This is a genomic window from Mycobacterium sp. URHD0025 (genome assembly GCF_000426065.1).
Classification (GTDB): domain Bacteria; phylum Actinomycetota; class Actinomycetes; order Mycobacteriales; family Mycobacteriaceae; genus Mycobacterium.
On the sequence record NZ_AUEQ01000001.1, the window covers coordinates 47168 to 70106 of the forward strand.

General features: G+C 66.6%; 24 protein-coding genes. 9 read left to right on the top strand and 15 right to left on the bottom strand.

All coding sequences use genetic code 11. The annotated features are described in order from the left end of the window. Positions 1-9: 9 nt before the first annotated feature. Positions 10-681, bottom strand: coding sequence for a hypothetical protein (locus tag H977_RS0100240; protein WP_502691120.1), 672 nt, complete (start codon positions 679-681; stop codon positions 10-12). Between the two features lie 93 nt (positions 682-774). Here H977_RS0100240 and H977_RS0100245 point away from each other — a divergent pair, with 93 nt between their 5' ends. Then, entirely contained in the window at positions 775-1521 is a 747-nt protein-coding gene (locus H977_RS0100245) for an SDR family NAD(P)-dependent oxidoreductase (protein ID WP_029105974.1), read from the top strand. A gap of 2 nt (positions 1522-1523) precedes the next feature. On the opposite strand, the gene H977_RS0100250 is transcribed toward H977_RS0100245, so the two are convergent. Further along, the gene (locus H977_RS0100250; RefSeq protein WP_029105975.1) at positions 1524-2156 is read right to left on the bottom strand and encodes a PaaI family thioesterase; all 633 of its coding nucleotides are present in this window, start codon (positions 2154-2156) and stop codon (positions 1524-1526) included. Next, positions 2153-3448: an adenylosuccinate synthase gene (locus H977_RS0100255; RefSeq protein ID WP_029105976.1), complete on the bottom strand. Its 1296-nt coding sequence runs from the start codon at positions 3446-3448 to the stop codon at positions 2153-2155. Before H977_RS0100255 ends, H977_RS0100250 begins: the two co-directional genes overlap by 4 nt. Positions 3449-3553: 105 nt before the next feature. Between H977_RS0100255 and H977_RS0100260 the strand changes: the two genes are divergently transcribed. The 3 genes from H977_RS0100260 (at position 3554) to H977_RS0100270 (ending at position 5915) form a co-directional block, all read left to right on the top strand. Further along, a complete protein-coding gene (locus H977_RS0100260) occupies positions 3554-4135 on the top strand; it encodes a hypothetical protein (RefSeq protein ID WP_029105977.1) in 582 nt (193 codons plus the stop codon). Between the two features lie 29 nt (positions 4136-4164). Then, positions 4165-4956 (top strand): site-2 protease family protein, encoded by a 792-nt coding sequence (locus tag H977_RS0100265; protein ID WP_029105978.1) that lies wholly within the window; start codon positions 4165-4167, stop codon positions 4954-4956. Between the two features lie 62 nt (positions 4957-5018). Further along, the gene (locus H977_RS0100270; RefSeq protein WP_029105979.1) at positions 5019-5915 is read left to right on the top strand and encodes a cation diffusion facilitator family transporter; all 897 of its coding nucleotides are present in this window, start codon (positions 5019-5021) and stop codon (positions 5913-5915) included. 3 nt (positions 5916-5918) lie between these two features. Here H977_RS0100270 and H977_RS0100275 read toward each other — a convergent pair whose 3' ends face one another. Further along, the gene (locus tag H977_RS0100275; RefSeq protein ID WP_029105980.1) at positions 5919-6335 is read right to left on the bottom strand and encodes a DUF3151 domain-containing protein; all 417 of its coding nucleotides are present in this window, start codon (positions 6333-6335) and stop codon (positions 5919-5921) included. A 64-nt stretch (positions 6336-6399) separates the two neighbouring features. Here H977_RS0100275 and H977_RS0100280 point away from each other — a divergent pair, with 64 nt between their 5' ends. After that, positions 6400-7191, top strand: coding sequence for an Rv0361 family membrane protein (locus tag H977_RS0100280; RefSeq protein WP_029105981.1), 792 nt, complete (start codon positions 6400-6402; stop codon positions 7189-7191). 9 nt (positions 7192-7200) lie between these two features. Continuing rightward, positions 7201-7791 carry a CHAP domain-containing protein gene (locus H977_RS0100285; protein WP_029105982.1) on the top strand — a complete coding sequence of 197 codons (591 nt, stop codon included), beginning with the start codon at positions 7201-7203 and terminating at the stop codon, positions 7789-7791. Here the strand turns inward: H977_RS0100285 and fbaA are convergent. Then, the gene (gene fbaA, locus H977_RS0100290) at positions 7788-8825 is read right to left on the bottom strand and encodes a class II fructose-bisphosphate aldolase (protein ID WP_029105983.1); all 1038 of its coding nucleotides are present in this window, start codon (positions 8823-8825) and stop codon (positions 7788-7790) included. The two genes, H977_RS0100285 and fbaA, sit on opposite strands and share 4 nt — an antisense overlap. Before the next feature lie 74 nt (positions 8826-8899). Here fbaA and H977_RS0100295 point away from each other — a divergent pair, with 74 nt between their 5' ends. After that, on the top strand, positions 8900-9592 hold the full coding sequence (locus H977_RS0100295) for a VTT domain-containing protein (protein WP_029105984.1): 693 nt from the start codon (positions 8900-8902) through the stop codon (positions 9590-9592). A 9-nt stretch (positions 9593-9601) separates the two neighbouring features. On the opposite strand, the gene H977_RS0100300 is transcribed toward H977_RS0100295, so the two are convergent. Genes H977_RS0100300 through H977_RS0100335 form a run of 8 tightly spaced genes read right to left on the bottom strand, consistent with a single transcriptional unit; the run spans position 9602 to position 16767 of the window. Next, positions 9602-10501, bottom strand: a complete 900-nt coding sequence (locus H977_RS0100300; RefSeq protein WP_155946446.1) for an LLM class F420-dependent oxidoreductase — start codon at positions 10499-10501, stop codon at positions 9602-9604. Continuing rightward, the gene (locus H977_RS0100305; protein WP_029105986.1) at positions 10498-11664 is read right to left on the bottom strand and encodes an XdhC family protein; all 1167 of its coding nucleotides are present in this window, start codon (positions 11662-11664) and stop codon (positions 10498-10500) included. Before H977_RS0100305 ends, H977_RS0100300 begins: the two co-directional genes overlap by 4 nt. Before the next feature lie 56 nt (positions 11665-11720). Further along, complete coding sequence (locus H977_RS0100310; RefSeq protein ID WP_029105987.1) at positions 11721-12821, bottom strand: glycoside hydrolase family 76 protein; 1101 nt, start codon at positions 12819-12821, stop codon at positions 11721-11723. A 15-nt stretch (positions 12822-12836) separates the two neighbouring features. After that, the gene (locus tag H977_RS0100315; RefSeq protein WP_029105988.1) at positions 12837-13490 is read right to left on the bottom strand and encodes a TrmH family RNA methyltransferase; all 654 of its coding nucleotides are present in this window, start codon (positions 13488-13490) and stop codon (positions 12837-12839) included. After that, complete coding sequence (locus H977_RS0100320) at positions 13483-14373, bottom strand: hypothetical protein (protein ID WP_029105989.1); 891 nt, start codon at positions 14371-14373, stop codon at positions 13483-13485. The genes H977_RS0100315 and H977_RS0100320 overlap by 8 nt, the downstream gene beginning before the upstream one ends. 18 nt (positions 14374-14391) lie before the next feature. After that, positions 14392-15168, bottom strand: coding sequence for an SDR family NAD(P)-dependent oxidoreductase (locus H977_RS0100325; protein WP_029105990.1), 777 nt, complete (start codon positions 15166-15168; stop codon positions 14392-14394). A gap of 34 nt (positions 15169-15202) precedes the next feature. After that, positions 15203-16069: a trehalose monomycolate transport factor TtfA gene (gene ttfA / locus H977_RS0100330; RefSeq protein WP_029105991.1), complete on the bottom strand. Its 867-nt coding sequence runs from the start codon at positions 16067-16069 to the stop codon at positions 15203-15205. A gap of 59 nt (positions 16070-16128) precedes the next feature. After that, entirely contained in the window at positions 16129-16767 is a 639-nt protein-coding gene (locus H977_RS0100335) for a TetR/AcrR family transcriptional regulator (protein WP_029105992.1), read from the bottom strand. 90 nt (positions 16768-16857) lie between these two features. On the opposite strand from H977_RS0100335, the gene H977_RS0100340 reads away from it, so the two are divergent. Both H977_RS0100340 and H977_RS0100345 read left to right on the top strand, forming a co-directional pair. After that, on the top strand, positions 16858-17889 hold the full coding sequence (locus H977_RS0100340; protein WP_029105993.1) for an aromatic ring-hydroxylating dioxygenase subunit alpha: 1032 nt from the start codon (positions 16858-16860) through the stop codon (positions 17887-17889). After that, positions 17886-18965 (top strand): NAD(P)H-dependent amine dehydrogenase family protein, encoded by a 1080-nt coding sequence (locus H977_RS0100345; RefSeq protein ID WP_029105994.1) that lies wholly within the window; start codon positions 17886-17888, stop codon positions 18963-18965. The genes H977_RS0100340 and H977_RS0100345 overlap by 4 nt, the downstream gene beginning before the upstream one ends. Before the next feature lie 56 nt (positions 18966-19021). On the opposite strand, the gene H977_RS0100350 is transcribed toward H977_RS0100345, so the two are convergent. Continuing rightward, the gene (locus tag H977_RS0100350; RefSeq protein WP_029105995.1) at positions 19022-20362 is read right to left on the bottom strand and encodes an alpha/beta hydrolase domain-containing protein; all 1341 of its coding nucleotides are present in this window, start codon (positions 20360-20362) and stop codon (positions 19022-19024) included. Positions 20363-20382: 20 nt separating this feature from the next. Continuing rightward, complete coding sequence (gene clpB, locus H977_RS0100355; RefSeq protein WP_029105996.1) at positions 20383-22929, bottom strand: ATP-dependent chaperone ClpB; 2547 nt, start codon at positions 22927-22929, stop codon at positions 20383-20385. Positions 22930-22939 lie beyond the last annotated feature (10 nt).

Genomic DNA, 22939 nt, shown 5'->3' on the forward strand with positions numbered 1-22939 from the left:
CACCAAGAGCTACGCAGTTTCCTCGCGTTCGCCCGGCAGGTCGATCACCCCGGCCCTGATCAAGATCAGCAGACTGACCGCGAACACCCAGAGCGGGAACGCCAGCACGATCCACATGCTGACATTGCCGGCGACCAGAAGCGCCACGGCGACAAGGTAAGTCGCGTACACAAGCGGGCGCGGCATCAGGCCCGTCTTCAACCAGATCGTCGCCAACGACATCATGAACACCGCCGCCATCCGCACGCCGTAGGTCTTGCTCAACGCCATCAACACCATTTGCCCGAACGTGGCGACGTGACTGTAGGCGGCGGCATCGGCAATGCCCGCCCGGCTGGCGATCAGCCCGGCACCCACCGCCGAGGAAACGAACATCATCGCCAGGAACAGGATCCCGCTGCCCAGGAACACCGAAGAGAAGAACCGGTCCTCGTAGCGACCGAAGCCGTCACGCACCACGCCGATGAACCACAGGAACGCGATGCCCGCGAAAGGCATCAAGACCGACGCGACCCGCAGGTGGGTTGTCGCGCCATCGACCCATTGCGAACCCGGCTCGGCACCCTCGGGCAACGAAGTGCGGATCAGTACGAGCGCCGCCCCGAACAGCACAGCGAACAGGACGCCCGCCAATGCGGCTGCCCGGGGCGTCGACAAGCGGTGCAAATGTTGTTGGACCACGGCGTCATGGTGACACTCGTCGCCGCGACGTGCGGGAAGATCGCGATTCGATGCGCAATCGAGTCCGATATTCGCGGCCCATACGATGGCCGGATGTCACTCGGTGGGAAAACCGCATTGGTCACGGGAGCGACGAGCGGCATCGGTCATGCCACCGCGCTCCATCTCGCTGAACGAGGCGCTCATGTCCTGGCGAGCGGTCGAGACGCGGACCGCGGAGCTCAGGTGGTGACCGCGATCCGCAACGCCGGCGGCACCGCCGATTTTCTGGGCGCCACGTTGACCGATGCGGCCAGCGCACACGAATTGGCGGGAAGGGCAATCGATATCGCGGGCCAGATCGACATTCTGGTGAACAATGCCGCCATCGCGGTCTTCGGACCTACCGCGGCGATCGCCGAACAGGACTTCGACGCCTGCTACGCCCTCAACGTGAAGGTTCCGTTCTTCCTCGTCGGGGCCATCGCTCCGGCCATGGCTGCGCGAGGAGACGGCGCGATCGTCAACGTCAGCACCATGGTGTCGATGTTCGGCACAGCGGGCGCGGCGGTGTACGCATCTTCCAAGGCCGCGCTGAACCTGCTGACCAAATCGTGGGCGGCCGAATACGGCCCCAAAGGAGTCCGGATCAACGCCGTCGCTCCGGGACCGACGCTGACCGAAGGCACCACCGCGCAGTACGGCACCGACCGCCTTGCCGCGCTCGCCGCCCAGGCCCCGGCGCGACGCGTCGCAGATCCCTCTGAAATCGCAAGAACCATCGGGTTTTTGGTTGGAGAGAGCGCCAGTTTCATCCACGGCGCGGTGCTGCCCGCCGACGGCGGGCGCACTGCGATCTGACTCTAAGGCTGTCCCGGCAAGAGTCTGATCATCAGACCGTTGGCCTCGGCGAGCAGATTCTCGTCGGGGTCACGGAGTTCGGCGTTCACAAATGCCTTGCGTCCCTCGGTTTCCCGCACCCAGCCGCGCGCTGTGAGCTTGGTGTCGATGGGAGTCACCTTGCGATAGTCCACATGCAAGAAAGCGGTCCGGCTGATCGGGCGGCCCGCAGCATGGATCACCATGCCGAACACCGAATCGAACAACAGCGGCAGCACACCGCCGTGCACCGCATAGTTGCCGCCGACGTGAAACCGGCTGAACTGCACGTGCAATTCGACGCCATCGGGCTCGAACTTCGACATGGTCCACGGCGGCATCAGCAGGCTGCCCGCGCCCGGCAACGAGGGCATCCGGTTGGCCGGCCCCACCCCCTCGGCGGCTTGGTACGGGTCGAGAAGCTTGACGAGTTCCTCGACGCGGTCGGCCGCGTCATCCCAGGTGTCGCTGTCGGGGTCGGCCGAGACGGCCAGGTCCTGAGCCCGGCGCATGGCCGTCAGAAACCGCTCGAAACCCGGCCCCGGATCGGCCGGCTCGAAAACTGGGAATCCGCCGTGCTGATCGAAAACCGAGCCGTCACCCGCCCCATCACTCATGGAGCGGCCAGGATGTCGCGGCGCACGATCGTCTGCTCACGACCCGGGCCCACGCCGATGCACGAAACATGGGCGCCGGCAAGCTCTTCCAGCCGCAACACGTAGTCCTGCGCCTTCGCCGGAAGATCACTGAACTCGCGGGCAGTGGAGATGTCCTCCCACCAACCGGGCAGCTCTTCGTAGATCGGCTCCGCACGGTGGATGTCGGACTGCGTCATCGGCATCTCGTTGGTGCGCTTGCCGTCGACCTTGTAGCCGACGCACACCGGTACGGTCTCCAAGCTGGACAGCACGTCGAGTTTGGTCAGGAAGTAGTCGGTGATGCCGTTGACCCGCGTCGCGTACCGCGCGATCACCGCGTCGAACCAGCCACAGCGCCGGGCGCGGCCCGTGGTCACGCCGACTTCGCCGCCGGTCTTGGCCAGGTACGCGCCGTGCTCGTCGAACAGTTCGGTCGGGAACGGGCCGGAGCCGACGCGGGTGGTGTACGCCTTGAGGATTCCCAGCACCGTGGTGATGCGCGTCGGTCCGATTCCGGAGCCGACGGCGGCGCCGCCGGCCGTCGGGTTCGACGAGGTGACGAACGGGTAGGTGCCGTGGTCGACGTCGAGCAGGGTGCCCTGCGACCCCTCGAGCAGGACGGTCTCGCCCTTCTCCAGCGCCTGGTTCAGCAGCAACCGGGAATCGGCGATGCGGTGCTTGAAGCCTTCGGCCTGGGTGAGCAGGTTTTCCACCACCTCGGCCGGTTCGAGCGCCTTGCGGTTGTAGATCTTGACCAGCACCTGGTTTTTGAATTCCAGTGCGCCCTCGATCTTTTCGGCCAGCAATTGCTCGTCGAGCACGTCGGCGACCCGGATGCCGATGCGGGCGATCTTGTCCTGGTAGCAGGGACCGATGCCGCGGCCGGTGGTGCCGATCTTCTTGCTGCCCGCATATCGCTCGACCACCTTGTCGATGGCGACGTGATAGGGCATCAGCAGATGCGCATCGGCGGAGATCAGTAGGCCCGAGGTGTCGACGCCGCGCTCTTCCAGGCCCTGGAGCTCGGTGAGCAGCACACCGGGATCGACCACCACGCCGTTACCGATGACGTTGGTGACCCCTGGCGTCAGGATGCCCGAGGGAATCAGGTGCAGTGCGAAGTTCTCCCCCGTGGGAAGCACGACGGTATGACCGGCGTTGTTGCCTCCCTGGTAGCGAACCACCCACTGCACGCGACCACCGAGTAGATCGGTGGCTTTACCTTTGCCCTCGTCACCCCATTGGGCGCCGATGAGGACGATTGCCGGCATGGCGTAATCTCCCGCCTAATCTTCCGCACTAGTGTGATGCAGCCGGTAGGTCACAATATCCCAGCTCACGCCAGGAACACATTTGTCTGACCGCAAGGAACAGTTTTGACCACCTCAGACGGGGTTGCGGTGGTGGGCACCGCGCGTGTTCCGCGCCCACTTCGCGGCCTACCCCGAGTCGACGTCGATGACCTCGGCGCACACCGCAGACTGGTTGTGAGCGGCGGCGAAGCGGAGTTGGCCGCCGTGCTCACCGGGTTGCTGCGCGCCGACCGACTCGACATCGAGGTCGCCGTGGCCACCGGCAGCTGGTCGGCCCGGCGAGCGCTGCGCGCCCCGGCCCGGCGTGTCCCGCTGATCCGCGACGAGACCGGAACGGTGTTGGTGAGCGCGGCGCAATGGCGCGGAGTCGACGGTGCGCCATTGCAGGGTGAGGCCATCGTCGACGACGTCGTCCTGTTCGACGGCGAGGCGCCAGGCGTCCGGGTCGAGCCCACGCTGACCATGCCGGGACTACGCGCCGGCATCTTGTCGGACCGCGGCCGGCCGCGCCGCTGGGTCGCCGGACGTGCCGCGCAGCTCGGCACCCCGGGTGCGCAGGTGATCCGCGACGGAGTGCCCGCGCCCCGGACGGTCCGGCGCTCGACGTTCTACCGGCACACCGAAGGTTGGCTGAGAGTCGGCTGATCTGCCAACACTGCAGGTAGCGTCGAATCGTGAACATTCGCCCGCTGCATCAGTCGGTACGGCCGAGCCCGGTATTCCTGGCCGTCGTCGCGCTCACCGCCGCGGGCGGCGTGGTGGCCTGGCTCGCGGCCGACAACGTCAAGCCGCTGTCCTATGTCGGCGTGTTCATCCTGGTGATCGCGGGCTGGCTGGTGTCGCTGTGCCTGCATGAGTTCGGCCACGCCTTCACCGCATGGCGGTTCGGCGACGCCACCATGAAAAGCGAAGTGGCGGGCCAGGGTTATCTGACACTGAACCCGTTCAAGTACTCCCATCCGCTGCTGTCGCTGGGTTTGCCCATCCTGGTCATCGCCCTGGGCGGGATCGGCCTGCCCGGTGGCGCGGTCTATGTCCGCACCTCCTGGATGACCGCCAGGCAGAAGACCCTGGTCAGCTTGGCCGGCCCGGCCGCCAATCTGGTGTTGGCTGTCCTGCTGCTCGGCATCACCCGGATTTTCTTCGATCCGGCCCACAGCGTGTTCTGGTCCGGGCTGGCATTCCTTGGGTTCCTGCAGGTCACCGCCGTTGTGCTGAACCTGCTGCCGGTGCCGGGACTCGACGGGTACGGCGCCCTCGAACCGCACCTGAGCCCCGATACGCAACGAGCGCTCGCGCCGGCCAAGCAGTGGGGCCTGTTCATCCTGCTGATCCTGCTGTTCACGCCGACACTCAATCGCTGGTTCTTCTCGGTGGTGTTCTGGTTCGTCGACCTCTCCGGTGTGCCTGGCCAGCTGGTATCGATCGGCAGCCAACTCACCCGGTTCTGGTCCGCCTGGCTCTGACGCGTGACGCCGGCGCCCACGACACTTGCGACATATGCGAACTTCCGCATATATTTCGGGACATGGGTGCCGGCCACGATCACAGCCACAGCAGCGATACGCGCGTCAGCAGGATGGTCATAGCGGCGGCGATCCTCAGCGGGTTCTTCGTTCTCGAGCTGGTCACCGCGCTGATGATCAACTCGATCGCCCTGCTGGCCGATGCCGGCCACATGCTGACCGACCTGGTAGCCATGTTCATGGGGTTGACCGCCGTTTTGCTGGCGCGACGCGGCAGTACCTCCCCGGCCCGCACCTACGGTTGGCACCGGGCCGAGGTCTTCACCGCAGTGGCCAACGCCGCGCTACTGCTCGGAGTCGCCGGTTTCATCCTGTACGAGGCCATCGAACGCCTCGGCAATGCTCCCGACGTGCCCGGCGTGCCGATGATCGTGGTGGCATTGGCCGGCCTGGCCGCCAACGCCGTCGTCGTGATGCTGCTGCGCTCGCAGTCCAAGGACAGCCTGGCCGTCAAGGGCGCCTACATGGAGGTTGTGGCCGACACCGTCGGAAGCATCGGCGTCCTGGTCGCCGGCATCGTCACCGTCACCACCGCCTGGCCCTACGCCGATGTGGTGGTCGCGGTCCTGGTCGCGCTGTGGGTGCTGCCCCGGGCCTTCGCCCTCGCCCGGGCAGCGTTGCGGATTCTGAGCGAGTCCTCCCCCAGCCACATCGACGTCGAGGAACTGCGCAGCGCGCTCGGCGCGGTGGACGGTGTGACCGGCGTGCATGACCTGCACGTGTGGACGCTGGTCCCCGGCAAGGACATGGTCACCGCACACTTGACGAGCAGCGCCGACACAGCCCGGGTGCTCGACGACGCGCGGGCGGTCCTGAATGCCCGCGGCCTGGCCCACGCCACCGTGCAGGTGGAACCGCCCGACGCCGCGGAGGACTGCTCGTGCGAGGCGAAGGACTGAGACTCAGCCCAGGCCGAGCTCGCGGCGCGCGGACGGATCGCAGTCGTCGAGCAGATCCAGGCAGCGCTGGAATTCATCGGTTTCGCCGATGTCGCCGGCGGCTCGGGCCAGCGAGGCCACACACCGCAGGAACCCCTGGTTCGGCTCATGGGCGAACGGCACCGGGCCGAAGCCCTTCCAGCCGTTGCGCCGCAATTGATCCAGCCCGCGGTGATAACCGGTGCGGGCGTAGGCATATGCGGTGACGGCCTTGTCGTCCGCGAGCGCCTGCTCGGCCAGTACGGCCCAGGCGATCGATGCCGACGGGTGGGCGGCGGCCACCACGGCCGCCTTTTCACCCGCAGCCAGTTCGTCCTCGGCCTCGGGGTCCCCGGGAAGGAGGACCGGCTCCGGCCCCAACAAATCACCCATCCGTGTCATGGGCCTATTGTGCACCGACCGATAAGCTCCACCGGTACCGACGTACGGGAGGACCGCAGCAGGGATGTCGAACCCAACGGGACCTGACGAGAACCGCGCCGACCAAAGCGACACACCGACCGAGAAGGTCGAGTTGCCGAATATGTCCGAGACGACCGAGCCTGCCACCGAGATCTTCGGTTCGGCCGACGAAGTCACCGGGGAAGTGCACCTCAACGACGAACGACGGTTCACCGCGCCGTCCGGATTCGACGGGTCCACCCAGAAGATCGACACGCCCCCTGACCCGGAGACCGAGGTCTTCGCGCCACCGGCCGAGGGCGATACCGTCGCCGCCGAGGTACCGAAAGGTGCTGCTCCACAAGTCATCCCAGCACGCGAAGAGTCGGCCCAACCGCCGCAGCCCGCTACCCGCCGGAGCTGGGGCTGGGTGATCGCGGTCGTGTTGGTGATCGCGGCGCTGGTGGCCATCGCCGTGCTCGGCACCGTCCTGCTGACCCGTAAGTCATCGGCGACGGTGTCCCGGGAAGACGACGTTCGCACGACGATCCAGAACTTCGACTCCGCCATCCAACGTGGCGACCTGGCCGCCCTGCGGTCGATCACCTGCGGCACCACCCGCGACAACTACGTCAAGTACGACCAGAAGGCGTGGGACGAAACTCACGCCCGAGTGGAGGCCGCCAAGCAGTACCCAGTGGTTGCCAGCATCGACCAGGTCGTCGTCAACGGCGACCACGCCGAGGCCAACGTCACCAGCTTCATGGCGTTTGCCCCGCAAACCCGGTCCACCCGCAGCTTCGACCTCCAGTTCCGCGACAATCAGTGGAAGGTCTGCCAGGCACCCACCGGTTAACCTGATCGGGTGACCTTGCGCGGACCCAAGCTCTGGTTGGCACTGTGCGCGCTCGGCGCGATCGTCATCGTCGGTGTGGCCGCGGTTTTGATCCGGCATCCGGGCTCTGCCCTCGACGCGCTGCCCGGCAAACGTGTTGCCTTCCCTCAGATCGACCGTGCCGCACTCGATCCGGCTCAGGCGCGCGTCGTCGACGTGCTGCAGGCGCAATACGACGCCCAGCCCGGCGGCAGCCATTTCTCCGAAGGCGTCGAGGAGCCGTGGTGCGCCGATTTCGTCAGCTGGGTGCTCAACGAGGCCGGCCGGCCTCTGGCCAACCCCAATTCGGGAGGCTGGCGGATCCCGGGTGTGTACACGCTGCAGGAGTACTACCAGGGTGCCGGCCGGTTCGCCGCACCCGACGGGTACCAGCCGCACACCGGTGACGTCGTGATGTACGCCGACGGCAGCCCGCTCGGGTTGCATGCGAATTTCGTTGCGGTCGTGGATGACAACGCGATCACCACGGTCGGCGGCAACGAGGAGGGCGGCATCCGGGTGCATACCCTCGATGACGCCGAGACCGCGGGGATCCTGGGATTCGGCAGGCTGGCGCCTTAACCTCCGGTGACGCTGCGCCCGGCGCTGTGCAGGTCGTTGCATGCCTCGATGACGCGCTCGGTCATCGACGCCTCGGCCTTCTTGAGGTAGCTCCGCGGGTCGTACACCTTCTTGTTGCCGACCTCGCCGTCGATCTTGAGCACACCGTCGTAGTTGGTGAACATGTGCGCGGCCAGCGGTCGGGTGAAGGCGTACTGCGTGTCGGTGTCGACGTTCATCTTCACTACGCCGTACTTGAGAGAATCTTCGATCTCGGACTTCAGCGAACCCGATCCGCCGTGGAAGACGAAATCGAAAGGCTTTGCGTCACCGGGCAATCCGAGCTTGGCGGCGGCCACCCGCTGCCCCTCGGCGAGCACCTCGGGCTTGAGCACCACGTTGCCGGGCTTGTAGACGCCGTGCACGTTTCCGAACGTCGCGGCCAGCAGGTACGCGCCATGTTCACCGGCGCCCAGCGCGTCGATGGTCTTCTCGAAGTCGTCCGACGAGGTGTAGAGCTTCTCGTTGATCTCGGCCTCGACACCGTCCTCTTCGCCGCCGACCACGCCGATCTCGACCTCGAGAACGATCTTGGCCGCAGCCGCGATCTTCAGCAGCTCCTGGGCGATGGTCAGGTTCTCGTCGATCGGCACTGCCGAGCCGTCCCACATGTGCGACTGGAACAGCGGATTGCGGCCCGCGGCCACCCGCTCGGCGGAAATCGCCAGCAGCGGCCGCACATAGGTGTCCAGCTTGTCCTTCGGACAGTGGTCGGTGTGCAGGGCCACCGTGATCGGGTATTTCTCTGCGACCACGTGGGCGAACTCGGCCAGCGCGACAGCGCCGGTCACCATGTCCTTGACCCCGAGCCCCGAAGCGAATTCGGCCCCGCCGGTCGAGAATTGGATGATGCCGTCGCTGCCCGCGTCGGCGAAACCCTTGATGGCGGCGTTGAGGCTCTCGGAGCCGACGCAGTTGATGGCCGGGAAGGCGAAGGAATGCTCCTTGGCCCGGCTCAGCATCTCGGCATAGACCTCGGGCGTGGCGATCGGCATAGCTTGTCCTTCCATCTGGACGCGGGTTATCGCAGGTGAAGACCGGTGGTGGGGCCCAGGTACCCTAGGGAGTCGTGATCGACATCGCCCTCCCTGAGGCTACGACCAATCTGGCGCTCATGCCGGATTTCATGGATCCGCTGCACCTCATCGGATCCTTCGGCACCTGGGCCCTGGTGGGCATCCTCGTCGTCGTCTTCGTCGAGTCCGGGGTGCTGTTCCCGGTCCTCCCCGGCGACTCGTTGCTGTTCGTCGCGGGCATGCTCGCCGCGGGCACCGCCGCCCAGGGAACGTCGGTGGACGCGAACTTCGAACTCTGGCAGCTGCTGGTGTTCATCCCGTTGGCGGCGATTCTCGGCGGCCAGGTCGGTTACGTCATCGGCCGGTTCATCGGTGTCGAGATGTTCAAGCCCGACGCCCGGATCCTCAAGCAGAAGTACCTCGACGAGGCCCACGGATTCTTCGAGCAACGGGGCCCGTTCGCGATCGTCATCGCCCGCTTCGTGCCGATCGTGCGGACGCTGGCCCCGCTCGTCGCCGGCGCCGCGAAGATGCGCTATTCGGTGTTCACGACGTTCAACGTGCTGGGCGCGGTCGTGTGGGGCGTCGGCCTCGTCCTGCTCGGCTACTGGCTGGGCCAGTTCGAGATCATCCAGAAGCTGCTGGAGCCGATCTTCATCCTGATCGTCGTGGCGTCGGTGGCACCGATGTTCATCGAGTGGTTCAAGCGCCGCCGCGCCGCCAAAAAGGCCGCTGATCAGGTCTAGCCGCGCCGGCTACCCAAGATTCAGCGCGGCCGCGAGCTCGCGTAATGCCGGACGCGGATCGGCTGTCGGGTGCTCCCCCAGTGCCTGCACGACGACGTGATCGGCGCCGGCATCCAGGTGCGCGGTGATCGCCGCGGCAGCCTGCTCGACCGAGCCCATGCCGACGAGTCTGCGGGCCAGTCGGTCCGATCCGCCGCGAACGAGGTCGGTGTCGTCGAAACCCTGCCGCAGCCACGAGTTCCGGTAGTTCGGCAGACCGCTGTAGACGTCGAGGTGCTTGTGCGCCCGGGCCAGTTGGTCGGCGTCGTCTCCGCCGATGGCGACGGCCTGTTCGGACACCACCCAACGGTCGGGGCCCAGGATCTCGCGCGTCGCCGCGGTGTGCTCCGGTGTGACCAGGTAGGGGTGGGCGCCGTCGGCGTGGGTGCCCGACAGTTCGATCATCTTCGGGCCGAGCGCGGCCACCAGCCGCGGCGGACGTCCGACCCCGGGTTCGATCTGTTCGGGCACCGCGGCCATGCGGTCCAGGTAGGTGCGCATCGTGGCCAGCGGCTTGGCGTACGTGCCGCCCAGGCCGTGTTCCACCAACGGCCCGTGGCTGACGCCCAGCCCGAGTACGAACCGTCCCGGATAGAGCGCGGTCAAGGTCCGCGCTCCGGATTCGGCGGCCGACGGCACCCGGACGTGGATGTTGGCGATGCCGGTGCCCACGACGAGGCGTTCGGTGGCGGCCAGGAACGCCGCCGACTGGGTGAGCGCCTCCTTGCCCACCACCTCCGGCAGGAACAACGAGCCGAATCCGAGGCTCTCGATCTCCCGCGCCACCTGCTGCGCGTCCGGCATCGACCAGGTGTCGCTGGCCCACCACACACCGACTCGGCTGGGGAAATCGATCCTGGCTCGTGTCACTGACCACTCCTCAATTCACTCGGTTCGTCGTATTCGTGATGACTGTGTTCGTGATGAATGCGGCCGCCGGTCTCGGTGAGCGGCTTGCCGGTGCCGCCCCAGCGTTGGGCGATGATCTCCGCCGCGATCGACACCGCGGTCTCCTCGGGTGTCCTGGCTCCCAGGTCCAGCCCGATCGGGCTGGACAACCTCGCGAGTTCTGCCTCCGTCAGCCCGATCTCCCGGAGCCTGGCCAGCCGGTCTTCGTGGGTGCGCCGCGACCCCATGGCGCCGACGTAGCCGAGCGCGGGTAAGCGCAAGGCCACCTCGAGCAGTGGAACGTCGAACTTCGGATCGTGGGTGAGCAGGCAGACGACGGTCCGGCCGTCGATCGCGCCGGCGGCAGCCTGTGCGGACAGGTAGCGGTCGGGCCAGTCGACGACGACCTCGTCGGCGGTCGGGAAGCGGGCAGCGGTCGCGAAGACGGGACGCGCGTCGCACACCGTGACGCGGTAACCGAGCAGCGAACCCTGCCGCGCCACCGCGGCCGCGAAATCGATCGCGCCGAACACCAGCATCCGAGGCCGGGGCGCGAAGCTCGCGACAAACACGTCCATGCCCTCACCGCGCCGTTCGCCGTCCGGCCCGAACGTCAGTACCGCGCTGCGGCCGGTGTCGAGAAGCCCGCGGGCGTCGTCGGTGACCGCGCCATCGGCGCGGGCCGAGCCGAGGGTGCCGGTCACCTCGTCAGCGCGGATGACCAGTCGCCGGCCCACCCACACAGGATCGGGATGTGCGATCACCGTGGCGGTCGCGGCAGGTCGATGGGCTTCGATGTCGCCGACCAGCACTTCCAGTTCCGGGAACGTCCGCTCGGACACGGGCTCGACATACACGTCGAGCACGCCGCCGCAGGTCAGCCCCACGGCGAAAGCGTCGTCGTCGCTGACGCCGTAACGCTGCAGTACCGGCGTGCCGTCGGCGACCACCTGCCCGGCGAGTTCGTACACCGCGCCCTCGACGCATCCGCCGGACACCGAGCCGGTGACCGCGCCGTCCGGTGCCACCACCATCGAGGCCCCGGCCGGTCGTGGGGCGGAACGGAACGTGCGCACCACCGTCGCCAGACCCGCGGTGCCCCCGGCGCGCCACACGGCCAGCAGCTCGGCGAGCACATCTCTCACGATGCCCAACCTAGTCGCTGTTGGGCAGCCGCTCAGTTGCGGGGCCGAGAGCGCGGCTATTCGGACAGAGTGTGCGCTGCTTCCATCAGCATCCAACCCGAAACCTGAACTGAGAGATCACGTTCCGGGATCGCCGACGCGTTCACCGCGCCGTCGACGAACTGTGCTTGCTGGCCTTCGGTCCCGGGCACTTCGGAGGCGCGGTCCCAGAACGCTCCGAACAACGGCAACCCGTCGACGGTCTGGCGATTGTCCCAGGCAGCCTGCGCGGACTTGAGCACGAGTGACCGGGCCGTCTCACGGGCAGCATCGTCCTCTGCCGTATCGCCGGGCAGGGTGCTGGCCACCAGCGCCAGGTATCGCGCCGTGACGCCGTTGAACAGCCCGCCGTCACCGCCGCCCGCGCCCTTGATGACACCGTCGGTGGCCATTTCCTTGTCCACCGCGGCCACCAGCCGACGTACCCGTTCGGAGTGCCGGGCATCCTCGGTACGCACCGCGAGTTCGACCTCCAGCCCGAGCACCACGCCCTGGCAGTAGGTGTACTGAGCACGCACCATCGAGCCGGCCTTGATGCCGTCGAACACCAGGTGGGTTTCCGGATCGATCAGGGTTTCGTCGATCCAGTCGGCCATCTGCTGGGCCCGGCGCAGGCGATCGTCGTAGCGCGCCAGGAAGATGCCGGCCGGACCGTTGGCCGGGGCGTTGAAGAACTGGTCCTGCTTACGCCACGGGATGCCACCGCCGTCCTCGGGCACCCAGGCATCGACGAACTGCGCGCACAGCTTCTTGAGCGCGTGGGATTTCTCGACGCCGACCAGCCGGCCGGCCCGTTCGAGGGCCAATGCCAACCAGGCCATGTCGTCGTAATAGTTGTTGGTCCAGGACAGGTTGTTGCGCAGGTGATGTGTGCGGATCTGCCGTTCGATGCGCGTCTTCCGCTCGGGCTGCGGATCGCGCACCTGCGCGTCGACCAGAGTGTCCAGGAGGTGCGCCTGCCACCAGTAATGCCAGGTTCCGAATCTGCGGTACTTCTTGGTCGCCGGCCAGGCCACCACACCGAGCTGGGTGCCCGGCAGACCCCACAGCTTGGTCAGGTGACGTTGGGTGATCGCAGCTTCGGCGCTGGCCGCACGGTTGGCCCATAGCTGATCCATACTGACGATCCTGCCTTACCAAGCGCGCGAAATGTCGGCATGTCGGGTGATCCAGGCGTGCATGACGATTCCGGCGGCAACTCCGGCATTGATGCTGCGGGTCGAACCGAACTGCGCGATGGACACCGTGATTGCCGCTCCGGCCTGCGCCTCCGGAGTGATGCCCGGGCCCTCCTGGCCGAAGATCAGCAGGCAGTCGCGAGGTAGTTCGGTCTGTTCCAGCCGCGCCGCGCCGGGCACGTTGTCGACAGCGACCACGGTCAACCCGGCATCGGCGGCGAAGGACAGCAAGTCGGCGGTGGTGTCATGGTGGTGCAGCCGCTGATAGCGGTCGGTCACCATGGCGCCTCGCCTGTTCCACCGCCGCCGCCCGACGATGTGCACGGTGTCCACGGCGAAGGCGTTGGCCGTGCGCACCACCGCACCGATGTTGGCGTCGTTACCGAAGTTCTCGATCGCGATGTGCAGCGGATGCCGCCGGTGGTCGATGTCGGCGATGATCGCTTCCCGGCTCCAATACCGGTAGGCATCAACGACATTGCGCGTGTCACCGTCGCTCAGCAGCTGGGGGTCGTAGTGCGCGGCGTCATCCCCGGTGGGCAACGGCCCCTCCCAGGGACCTACTCCCGGGGACTCGCCCCACTCGGTCGGGCCGACGGCGTCAGTCACGAGTGGTCCACAGCGCGGCGTGCGTGCCGATCACCGAAACCGATGCGTACAGCAGCGCAGCGTTCATCTCTCCCTGCGTGCACAGCGAGGCCCGCACGTTGACGGCCTCGCGTGAGGCCTCCGGCATGATCAGCACCGACGAGCCGTAAACCGAGCAGGCATGACTGAGCCCCGGTGGCGGCATGGTGGGGCCGGCCACCACCATCAGCGGGCCACCCCGTGCCGCCGCATCATCTGCGTAACGCTTTGCCGCACCATCGATTTCGAGGCCGATGAGCATGTATCCCTTGCCGTTGAAGGCGCTGGGGTCACCGAGTGCGGCTGGGGCCAGTTGGCCGCCGTCGGCACTGAACGCGTCCACGCTGGTCGACTTGACGGTGACCCCGGTGTCGTTGACGTTGGTGGGCAGCACGCCGACCGGGAAGGCCGCCGGATAGGCGACGGTGGTCCCGGCAATGCGCTCGCGCGGTGAGTACGCATACACCCCGCGCACCTGGCTCTGGTCCTTCAGCGGCCCGAGACAGACTGTGCCGCTGAGCTTGTCAGGCGCCGGTGCCGTCAGTGCCCGGATCCCCAGGTTGGACACGTCATCGCAACCGTGCAGCCCGTCGACCTCGATCGGATGCGCCAGTGCGCCGTACAGGCCGAACCGGATGTCCTCCGGCTTGGCGTGGGCGTCACCCGAAGCGGAGCCCTCGACGTCGACCAGTACGTGTTCGGAGTCGAACCGCAGATCCGACACCTTCAGATGCCAGCCGAGGATGTCGAGCGAATCACCGAGGGCAGCGGTCGACGCCTCATAGGTACGTCCCGGCTGATCGGAGCTGCAGCCCGCGGTGACGGCGAGAAGTATCGCCATCACCCCCGCGATCAGCGCCCGCACTGCCACGAAAGTTCTGTTCTAAGTTCTCCCACGACCTTTTCCCACTGCTTTTGTTATGGCGCGCACCAGGTTTCGCGGAACCATCCGGCTCCCGGTGGTGAGCACCTTGTACTGCAGGCCGGGCACGATGACCACTTTGCCCGCGGCCGCGTCGGCCAGGCATTCACGCACCACGTCCTCGACCTGGAGCCACAGGAACGACGGCGTGCCCGCCATGTCGATGCCCGCGCGGGCATGGAACTCGGTGTGGACGAAACCCGGGCACAGCGCATGCACGCCGACCCCGGTGCCGCCCAGGCCATTCGACAACCCCTCGCTGAACGATACGACCCAGGCCTTGGATGCCGAATACGTCGATCCGCGCCCGGGCACCAGCCCGGCGACACTTGCCACGTTGATGACGGTCCCGCTGCCCGCATCGACCATCGACGGCAGCGCGGCGTGGGTCAGCTCCATCACCGCAGTGACGTTGACATCCAGTTGGGCCTGCAGCTGGGCGAGATCGGCAGTCCAGAATTCACCCGATGTGCCGAAGCCGGCGTTGTTCACCAACACCTGGACCCCGGCTCGCAACCGGTCGGCGACCTTGGCCCGATCGGGAGCGCACGCCAGATCCGCGGGAAGGACCTCGACGTTCGTGCCGGCCTCGTCGTGCAGTTCCGCGGCGAGCCGCTCCAACCGCGCGCCGTCTCGTGCCACGAGGACCAGGTCATAACCGTCGCGCGCATACCGGCGGGCGAACCCGGCGCCCAGTCCCGAGGTCGGTCCGGTGATCAGCGCGACGGGACGAGGCATGCCGACAGGGTACTGAACGGTTCTGGTGCGCCGGCTAGCGCTGGTAGTGCGGTGCGTGCCGCCCGTTGCGCGCCGGCGGCGGGGTCCGACGGACCACATCGGGGCGGCCGGGCTCCTGGCGCGGCTGGGTGTAGCGGCTCACGTCGCTGCGTCCGGGTGCCGCATCAGCGCGGCCCGGCGGCAGCTCCCGACGCCCAGCGGGAGTCGGCGCCAACGGGCGACTGGGCGAGCCCGCGCGACGTGCCAGCGCAGCCTGGCTGCCCTGACCCGACTGCGGTGCCACACCGTTCTGCGGAGCCGGAGGCAGCACCCGCAGCAGGTCGTTGAACTGGCGCACTGTGCGCAGCCCCTCGTCCCATTGGGCGCGGGTGCTCGTGACCGGCATGCTGACGAGCGTCCAGTTCTGCTCGTTCCACATGATCTCGGCGCAATCCGGAGCGGTGTGCGCGAACGTGACCATCCGGCGGTCGCAGGCGCGGCGAGCGGCGTCGAGGTTGGTGGAGTACACCATCCGCGGACCGATCGCGCCGAGGAGCCAGATATCGCTCTCGCGAGGCTCCTTGATGCCCTTGAGCCGCAGATCGACGACGACGTTCGTGCCGACCTTGCGGTGCAGCGCGATCACGGTCGCGACCTCTTCGATGTCAAAGATGAACACCGCCTCGCCACGGATCTGGCCGAGCACGACATTCTTGGCCGTGACGTCACCGACGGTCGACATCACCCCGCGCTTCCAGCGCTTGAGGATCTCGTGCGACTCGTGCTCGTAATCGAAGCCATGCGACTTCGCCCACGACTTGCGGCGCCGTCCCAACCCACGTCGACGGTCGATGTCGACATACAGCAGCACCGCCGCACCCACGAAACAGAGTGCGGACAGCGTGAACCAGAGCGGGACCATCGGGCCTAGCCTACTTGTTGACGGCCCGATTGCCTCCACCTTGGGAGGTCACAACCCGATTACTGGTGATCAGACGGCCGGGAACCGGACTCTCGGAGGTACGCGACGATCGCGTTCGTGAGTCCTCGCCGCGCCACGTCGAGGTCCGTATATGTGCCGAGTTGGCGCTCGGAGGTGATGCCGCGCATCGCACCCGGGATGAATGAGGCAACCTCACGGACCCGCTCGGGATCCACGTCGAGGTCGGCGAAAGCCTGCTGGCAGGTTTGCAGCCAGCCCTGCCCCCACGAGGACAGCTCGGCCGCGGTCTTCGGGTAGAGCCGCTCGAGTTCGGCCCGGTCCCGCGGCAGCGCCGCACGCAGGTTCTCGATGGCCCGCGAATCGCTCGCGGTCAATCCGTCGTAGAGCAGGTCGATGATCCCGGCGACGCGCTGACGCAGCGGCGCACCGCGGTCGCGATGGCTCAGCATGCCCGCGCGACGTTCGGCGGTGCGCTGCAGGACCGCGGCCCAGAAGCCGTCGATGTCGCCGAACTGGTATTTCACCGCGCCCCAGGTTGCGCCGATGTCTTTGGCGATCCGGTTGGCCGAGACCGCTCCCGGGTCTCCGGTGGCCAGCGCCTTGCGCGCGGCCTCCAGCATGCTCTCCCGGGTGGCTTCGCCGCGCCGGTTGGTGCGGCGCCCGCTCACCTCGGTCATCTTCATGAGGTTAGCCGGTCGGGCCACGTTTCACAGAACCCTCTACTAAACCTCTTCACAACTTTCACAGAACCTCCTACGATTCGCGTCATGGCAAAACCACCGCTGTCGATGAAACCGACGGGATGGTTCCAAGTCGCCTGGTCGGACCAGGTCGGCGTCGGGGCCGTGCACGCCATGAAGTACTTCGGTGAGGAGATGGTCGCCTGGCGCTCGGAATCCGGGCAGGTGACGGTGATGAACGCCTACTGCGAGCACCTGGGCGCGCATCTCGGATTCGGCGGCCACGTGGTCGGCGAGGTCATCCAGTGCCCGTTCCACGGCTGGCAGTGGAACGCCGAGGGACGCAACGTCTGCATCCCGTACGAGGACCGGCCCAACCGCGGCCGCCGCATGCGCACCTACCCCGTCGCCGAACGCAACGAGGCCATCTACATCTGGCACGACGCCGAAGGGCGCGAGCCGTTCTTCGAGGCGCCGGACGTGTTCGCGTCGTTCGCCGACGGAAGCAGCGCCACCGATTACTACCCCCAGCAGCGGCTGTTCCGCGGAGGACTCGAGCTGCATCCGCAGTACGTGCTGGAGAACGGCGTCGACTTCGCGCACTTCAAGTTCGTGCACCAGACCCCCATCGTGCCGGTGTTCACCCGCCACGACTTCGCCGCACCCGTCTCCTACGTCGACTTCACCATCACCTTCGAGGGCAGCGATCAACAATCCATCGACGATGTGCAGAGCGGTGTCGAGGCGATCAACGGCGGTCTGGGCATCGCGGTGACCAAGAGCTGGGGAATGATCGACAACCGCACCATCTCGGCGGTCACCCCCGTCGACGAGTCGACCTCCGACGTCCGGTTCATGGTCTACATCGGCCGGACGCCCGGCAAGGACACCCCCCGGGCCGCCCAGCGAGCCACCGAGTTCGGCGACGAGGTGATCCGCCAGTTCACGCAAGACATCCACATCTGGTCACACCAGCGCTACTCCGATCCCCCGGCACTGGCCGGCTCCGAATACGAGGGCTTCACCGCAATCCGCAAGTGGGCCATGCAGTTCTATCCAGATGGTCTCGGAGGCAGTGCCGCAGACCTGGCGCGTGTACGAAAGGTAGACACCCTATGACAGAGAAGATCCGCGTGTTCCAGGTGGCGACCGGCAACGTCGGCACCGAGATGATCAAACGCATCGGTAAGCGCCCCGACCTGGAACTGGTCGGATTGCATTGCTACACACCGGAAAAGGTTGACCGGGATGCCGGGGAGATCGCCGGGATCGGGCCGATCGGGGTGACGGCGACGGGTTCGATCGACGAGATCATCGCGGCGCGTCCTGACGTGTTGACGTTCCACGGTGTCTTTCCGGATGAGGATCTCTACGTGAAAGTCCTTGAGGCCGGGATCAACATCGTCACCACCGCCGACTGGATCACCGGCTGGCACCGCGACACCAACCACCCTCATCCGTCGGGGAGACCGGTCAGCCAGGTCCTGGCGGAAGCGGCCGCACGTGGTGGTTCTACGTTCTACGGCACCGGCATGAATCCCGGCGTCAACCAGATCCTCGGAGTGGTGTGTTCAGCCGATGTCGCCGAGATCGAGAACGTCACCACCATCGAATCCGTCGACGTGTCATGCCATCACAGCAAGGACACCTGGATCGAGGTCGGCTACGGACTTCCCGTAGACGACCCGTCCATCCCGGGCAAGCTGGAGAAGTACACCCGGGTTTTCGCCGACAGTGTGCTGATGATGGCCGACTGCTTCGGCCTCGAACTCGACGAGGTCAAGTTCGAATACGAACTGGGCGCCTGCACCAAGGACGTCGACCTGGGCTGGTACACCCTGCCCAAAGGATCGCTGGGCGGCAACTACATCAAGTACGTCGGGACGGTCGACGGCGTGCCGCGCGTCGAGACCCACCTGGAATGGCAGATGACCCCGCACACCGACCCCAGCTGGGACATCAAGGGCTGCTACATCACCCAGATCAAGGGCGATCCGTGCATCTACAACAAGCATATGATCTTCCCGAAACCCGGTGTGGACCTTTCCGATCCGGACTCGTTCGCCTCCATCGGCATGACCGTGACCGGGCTCCCCGCACTCAACGCCATCGCATCCGTTGTCAAGGCGCCGCCCGGGCTCCTGACGAGTGCCGACGTGCCGCTGCGCGGGATCGCCGGGAGGTTCAGCCTGTAGCGTTTCCCTGGCGAGCAGACACAAAACTGCCCAATTCCACTTGGAAAAGGGCAGTTTTACGTCTGCTCGGCGGACAAATTCAGCCCTGGAAATAATGCCGCGGCGAGCTCCAGGATTTCGGCACGGTCCTCTTGCAGAAGAAATCCCGCTTCGACGGTCCGGTCCAACGACTCGGTGAAACGGGCCAGATATTCGGCCGAGCCGCCGGGGTACAGCGCCTGCAGCGTGTCCGCATCGAAGGGTTCGCCCGATCCGAAAAGAAACGACATCGGGCTCTCATCGTTCGCGAGTCCCGAGGTCCGCGCTATCGGCACATCGACCCACGGCGTCCGAACTCCGCCCCTGGCAAGGCCGTTGGCGTCGAGGATCAGCTGGCCGCTGTCAGATAGTTCGATCGGCGCGGCCGCTGGTGCCGGCGCACCCGTGCGCACCCAGGCGTTGAGGGCATCGACTGCGGCTTGCAGCACGTAGTGGTGTTGCGGGGCGAAATTGATGAAGTACGACAGCTGCGTCCCCATCAGCTGATCGGTCGGCGCGTACGCCGCCGCGATTTGTTCTACCGGGACGGCTCCGCTGTCGATGAACCCGACACGGATCGTGTAGTTGTCGGCGTGCGCACTGCCGGGTAGCTCCCAGGCCCGGAAACGCTCGCCAGCCGACCGTCGCGCTTTGTGATAGCCGGGCAGATGGCCGTCGACCACGTCGGTTTCGGTGAGCATTACGAGGACGGGGACCCGCGGATCGTCGCGGAATGGCACGGGATCCGACGCCCGTATCGCGCGGGTCCCTTCAAGTGGAGCGGCCGGCCCGAACCGCGAATGGACGAGAAAGCCATCGAAAACCGAGACGGTGGGATCGACGTCGTTGACATAAGTGGTCAGGAACATCGCTGATTGCGACTCCCCGACCGCCAGCACGGTTTCCGGTTCGAGACCATTGATAGCGCCATCACGTACCACACGACCGACGTGGGTGAAGATGTCGTAGGCGAACGCGTCACCCGGGTGGTGCAGCATCGAATAGCGTTGGGGGTCTTGCGCCTTCAGAGACATGTCGGCGCCGACGAGGCTGTCCCCGCCCTCCACGCCGACGTGTTGGGCCGACACCGCCACATACCCGTAACCGCTTCGGACGATCTCGCGGTGTGCCATGAACCACACTGCAGGAGCGTCGATACCGCCGCTGACGTTGAGCCATTCCACGAGGACGGTGCCGTTGAATGTGGAGGAGTCGGTCGGCATGACAACGACGATGCGCGTCGTGTACTCCGCCGAACCCGCCGGCGCATACGACTGAGCCGTCCCCGAGACGAAAAACTCCTCGGCCCCGTAACCCAGCATGGCCAGGTCGTAGGAGCCGAGGAGCAGTTTGGGCGTACCGACAACCTTGGTGATCACCCAATCATCTTCGCGCAACGTCAGCCCAGGACCAGGCCTTCACCGTCCGCGCTGACGTTCACCGGCACCACGTCGCCGTCGTGCACCTCACCGGCCAGCAACAGCTTGGCCAGCTGGTCACCGATCGCCTGCTGCACCAGCCGCCGCAGCGGGCGGGCACCGTAGAGCGGATCGAAGCCACGCTGGGCCAGCCACTGCTTGGCCGGTAGCGACACCTCGAGGGTGAGCCGACGCTGGGCCAGCCGCTTCTGCAGCTGCTGCAACTGGATGTCCACGATCGACACCAGCTCGCCGGGCTCGAGCCCGTGGAAGATGATGACGTCGTCCAGCCGGTTGATGAACTCGGGCTTGAAGGCCGACCTCACCGCCGCCATCACCTGCTCCTCGGTGCCGCCGGCACCCAGGTTCGAGGTCAGGATCAGGATCGTATTGCGGAAGTCGACCGTGCGGCCCTGGCCGTCGGTCAACCGACCCTCGTCGAGCACCTGCAGCAGCACGTCGAATACGTCCGGGTGGGCCTTTTCGATCTCGTCGAACAGCACCACGGTGTACGGACGCCGACGCACCGCCTCGGTGAGCTGACCACCCTGGTCGTAGCCGATGTATCCCGGAGGTGCACCGACCAGCCTGGCCACCGAGTGCTTCTCGCCGTACTCGCTCATGTCGATGCGGACCATGGCACGCTCGTCGTCGAACAGGAACTCCGCCAACGCTTTCGCCAGCTCGGTCTTACCGACACCGGTCGGGCCCAGGAACATGAACGAGCCCGTCGGCCGATTGGGATCGGCCACCCCGGCCCGACTGCGGCGCACCGCATCGGAAACCGCTGTGACTGCGGCCCGCTGGCCGATGACGCGCTTGCCCAGCTCCTCCTCCATGCGCAGCAGCTTGGCGGTCTCGCCTTCGAGCATCCTGCCCGCCGGGATACCGGTCCACGCCTCGACCACCTCGGCGATGTCGTCGGGACCGACTTCTTCCTTGAGCATGACGTTCTCGCGGGCCTCGGCCACCGGCAGTGCGGCGTCGAGCTTCTTCTCGACCTCGGGGATACGCCCGTAGCGCAGCTCGGCGGCCTTGGCCAGGTCACCGTCGCGCTCAGCTCGGTCGGCCTCACCGCGCAGCGTGTCCAGCTGCTCTTTCAGCTCGCGAACGATGTCGATGGCGCTCTTCTCGTTCTGCCAACGAGTCGTCAGCTCCGCCAGCTTCTCCTTGTAGTCGGCCAACTCGCCGCGCAGCTTGTCCAGCCGCTCCTTGGATGCGTCGTCCTCTTCCTTCTCCAGCGCCATCTCCTCGATCTCGAGGCGACGGACCAGCCGTTCGACCTCGTCGATCTCGACGGGCCGCGAATCGATCTCCATGCGCAACCGCGACGCGGCCTCGTCGACCAGGTCGATCGCCTTGTCAGGCAGGAACCGCGCGGTGATGTAGCGATCCGAAAGGGTCGCGGCGGCAACGAGAGCCGAGTCGGTGATGCGCACACCGTGGTGCACCTCGTACCGATCCTTGAGACCGCGCAGGATGCCGACGGTGTCCTCGACCGACGGCTCGCCGACCAGCACCTGCTGGAAACGGCGTTCCAGAGCGGCGTCCTTCTCGATGTACTTGCGGTACTCGTCGAGCGTGGTCGCACCGACCAGGCGAAGTTCACCGCGGGCCAGCATGGGCTTGATCATGTTGCCCGCGTCCATCGCGGATTCGCCTGTGGCACCGGCGCCCACGATGGTGTGCAGCTCGTCGATGAACGTGATGACCTGCCCGGCCGAGTTCTTGATGTCGTCGAGGACGGCCTTGAGACGCTCCTCGAATTCACCGCGGTACTTGGCACCGGCCACCATGGAACCGAGGTCGAGACTGATGACGGTTTTGTCCCGCAGACTTTCTGGCACGTCGCCGGCGACGATACGCTGGGCCAGGCCCTCGACGATCGCGGTCTTGCCGACGCCGGGCTCACCGATGAGCACCGGGTTGTTCTTGGTACGCCTCGAGAGCACCTGCACGACGCGACGAATCTCGTTGTCGCGCCCGATGACCGGGTCGAGCTTGCCTTCCCGGGCGCGCGCGGTCAGGTCGGTGGAGTACTTCTCCAACGCCTGGTAGCTGCCCTCGGGGTCGGGGCTGGTGACGCGGGCGCTGCCGCGCACCTTGGTGAACGCCTCCCGCAACGCCTGCGGGGATGCGCCATGCCCGGTGAGCAGTTTGGCCACCTCGGAGTCCCCGGTGGCCAGGCCGACCATCAGGTGCTCGGTCGAGACGTACTCGTCGTCTATCTCGGTGGCGAGATGCTGGGCCGTGGTGATCGCGGCGAGCGATTCCCGGCTCAGCTGGGGTTGGCTGCTGGCGCCGCTGGCGCTGGGCAGCTGGTCGAGCAACCGCTGCGCCTCGGTCCGGATCGTCGCGGGGTCCACGCCGACGGCCTCGAGCAGGGGTACGGCAATGCCCTCGTTCTGAGTGAGCAGTGCCATCAACAGGTGGGCGGGCCGGATCTCCGGATTGCCTGCGGAACTGGCCGCCTGCAACGCTGAGGTCAGCGCCGCCTGAGTCTTGGTCGTCGGGTTGAACGAGTCCACGACACCTCCC

What these genes read in the sequence shown, in the direction of transcription:
- H977_RS0100245 (WP_029105974.1), top strand. Translation starts at nt 775, where the DNA reads ATGTCACTCGGTGGGAAAACCGCATTGGTCACGGGAGCGACGAGCGGC.
- H977_RS0100250 (WP_029105975.1), bottom strand. Translation starts at nt 2,156, where the DNA reads ATGAGTGATGGGGCGGGTGACGGCTCGGTTTTCGATCAGCACGGCGGA.
- H977_RS0100255 (WP_029105976.1), bottom strand. Translation starts at nt 3,448, where the DNA reads ATGCCGGCAATCGTCCTCATCGGCGCCCAATGGGGTGACGAGGGCAAA.
- H977_RS0100270 (WP_029105979.1), top strand. Translation starts at nt 5,019, where the DNA reads ATGGGTGCCGGCCACGATCACAGCCACAGCAGCGATACGCGCGTCAGC.
- H977_RS0100275 (WP_029105980.1), bottom strand. Translation starts at nt 6,335, where the DNA reads ATGACACGGATGGGTGATTTGTTGGGGCCGGAGCCGGTCCTCCTTCCC.
- H977_RS0100280 (WP_029105981.1), top strand. Translation starts at nt 6,400, where the DNA reads ATGTCGAACCCAACGGGACCTGACGAGAACCGCGCCGACCAAAGCGAC.
- fbaA (WP_029105983.1), bottom strand. Translation starts at nt 8,825, where the DNA reads ATGCCGATCGCCACGCCCGAGGTCTATGCCGAGATGCTGAGCCGGGCC.
- H977_RS0100310 (WP_029105987.1), bottom strand. Translation starts at nt 12,821, where the DNA reads ATGGATCAGCTATGGGCCAACCGTGCGGCCAGCGCCGAAGCTGCGATC.
- H977_RS0100325 (WP_029105990.1), bottom strand. Translation starts at nt 15,168, where the DNA reads ATGCCTCGTCCCGTCGCGCTGATCACCGGACCGACCTCGGGACTGGGC.
- ttfA (WP_029105991.1), bottom strand. Translation starts at nt 16,069, where the DNA reads ATGGTCCCGCTCTGGTTCACGCTGTCCGCACTCTGTTTCGTGGGTGCG.
- H977_RS0100335 (WP_029105992.1), bottom strand. Translation starts at nt 16,767, where the DNA reads ATGACCGAGGTGAGCGGGCGCCGCACCAACCGGCGCGGCGAAGCCACC.
- H977_RS0100340 (WP_029105993.1), top strand. Translation starts at nt 16,858, where the DNA reads ATGGCAAAACCACCGCTGTCGATGAAACCGACGGGATGGTTCCAAGTC.
- H977_RS0100345 (WP_029105994.1), top strand. Translation starts at nt 17,886, where the DNA reads ATGACAGAGAAGATCCGCGTGTTCCAGGTGGCGACCGGCAACGTCGGC.